At 71.4% G+C, this 1,732-nt stretch carries 4 protein-coding genes; 3 read left to right on the top strand and 1 reads right to left on the bottom strand.

Translation table 11 applies throughout. From position 1 onward, the window contains the following. Window positions 1-566 (bottom strand): variant leucine-rich repeat-containing protein (locus RIV14_RS13585; protein WP_487265007.1); only part of this gene is annotated, 566 nt, incomplete at its 3' end. Window positions 567-681: 115 nt separating this feature from the next. On the opposite strand from RIV14_RS13585, the gene RIV14_RS13580 reads away from it, so the two are divergent. The 3 genes from RIV14_RS13580 to RIV14_RS13570 form a co-directional block, all read left to right on the top strand. Continuing rightward, complete coding sequence (locus RIV14_RS13580) at window positions 682-963, top strand: metal-sensitive transcriptional regulator (protein WP_075373640.1); 282 nt, start codon at window positions 682-684, stop codon at window positions 961-963. A gap of 84 nt (window positions 964-1,047) precedes the next feature. Further along, window positions 1,048-1,317, top strand: coding sequence for a heavy-metal-associated domain-containing protein (locus tag RIV14_RS13575; RefSeq protein WP_075373641.1), 270 nt, complete (start codon window positions 1,048-1,050; stop codon window positions 1,315-1,317). 87 nt (window positions 1,318-1,404) lie between these two features. Further along, window positions 1,405-1,732: cation transporter (locus RIV14_RS13570; protein ID WP_309325252.1), on the top strand; the 328-nt coding region annotated here is incomplete at its 3' end.

Raw genomic sequence — 1,732 nt, 5'->3', positions numbered from 1 at the left:
CGCGGCTTGGCCGTGCTCCGGCTCGACGACGGCGGCCGCCCTCCCGTGCCGCTGCGAGCGGCTGCACCGGCGGGCTCGGCGTCGGTGGGCTCATGGCCCGGGCCGTCGTCGTCGAAGAGCAGTGGGCCCATGAGCGGATCGCCCAGGACGGAGCCGAAGGGCTCGTCGCCCAGGCCGATGTCGGAGGGCTCCCAGCCCGTGGGTGCCAGCGACACGGCATCATCCGCGTCGTTGACGCCGCCAGAGCCGCCCGTCCGGGCCGCCCCGACCTCGGGTCCGCTACGCCCGCCGTGCCCGCCGCCACCGGAGCCGGCGGAGGCGCCCCCCATGCGGCTCACCCAGGCGCGCAGCTCCGGGGAGCAGCCCGGGTTGTCCGCGATGATGCCGCGCAGGTCGGGTCGGTTGCCGGCCAGCACCATGAGTCGTCCGGCGCCCGCCCTGGGGTCCCGGGCGAGCTGGAGGTCGGGGTCATCAGTTGTCCGGGGCACCGCGTCGGGGTCGGCGGGTCCGGGGGCGGCATGGGCAACGGCGTCATGGCACGAGCATCCCACGTCCCCCTCCGCCATGTCCCGGATCTGCGCCCATCCGGCCGGCCGCCGGCAACCGAATACCCCTAGGGGGTATTTGACACCCCTACCCCCTAGGGGTATGGTTGATCTCGACCGAGACAACGGAGGAGAGATGGCCGGCTATACCGGATCCAAGGAGGACTACCTCAAGCGCCTGCGCCGTATCGAGGGGCAGGTGCGGGGCATCTCCCGCATGGTTGAGGAGGACATCTACTGCATTGACGTCCTCACCCAGATCTCCGCCGCCACCAAGGCCCTTCAGGCCGTCAGTCTCGGTCTGCTGGAAGACCATATGAGCCACTGTGTCCTGCACGCCGCCCAGGCCGGCAACGAGGAGGGCGCCGCGAAGATCCGCGAGGCCTCCGACGCCATCGCCCGGCTCGTACGGTCCTGAGCACCACGGTCCGCTTCGCGCCGGGCCGTCTGGTTCCCGTTCCGATCCACCTGTTTTCCGCACACGCTTCCCAAGGAGTGAAAGATGACTGAGTTCACCGCCGACGGCATCGACCGCACCACCACCCTCAAGGTCTCCGGACTCACCTGCGGCCACTGCGTCGCCCACGTCACCGAGGAGCTCGAGGCGCTCAAGGGCGTCAAGGACGTCTCTGTCCTGCTCAACAAGGGCGGGCAATCCACCGTCACCGTGCTCTCCGACATCCGCCTCGACGACGCGGCCCTGGCCGAGGCCATCGACGAGGCCGGGGACTACGCCCTCGACGCCGTCGAGCGCGACGACCGCGAGCACTGAACCCGGACATTCCCCCGTCGGCACCCGAGGCCCGGGTGCCGACGGGCGGCGGACGGCACCGGACGACAACGGACACAGAAGGCTCCCATGAGTACGACCAGTCAGGAACCCGGCGGGCAGCCGCGCACCGTCAACCTCTCCATCGGGGGCATGACCTGCGCCAGCTGCGTGGCCCGAGTGGAGAAGAAGCTGAACAAGCTCGACGGCGTGAGCGCCTCAGTCAACCTCGCCACCGAGTCGGCCCGCATCACCGCCCCGAGCGCGGTGAGCGTCGACGACCTCCTGGCCGCGGTCGCCCGCGCCGGCTACACCGGCGCCCTGCTGGACGCCGCCTCACCGGATGAACCGGCAGCCTCGGAGGCGTCACCGGCCGGCGAGCCCGCGTCGACGACGTCGGCAGCGCCGGCGTCGGGAC

Origin of the sequence: Actinomyces acetigenes (genome assembly GCF_031296635.1) — a bacterium.
GTDB classification, from domain to species: Bacteria; Actinomycetota; Actinomycetes; order Actinomycetales; family Actinomycetaceae; genus Actinomyces; species Actinomyces acetigenes.
This window is presented reverse-complemented; position numbering and strand designations above follow the sequence as displayed.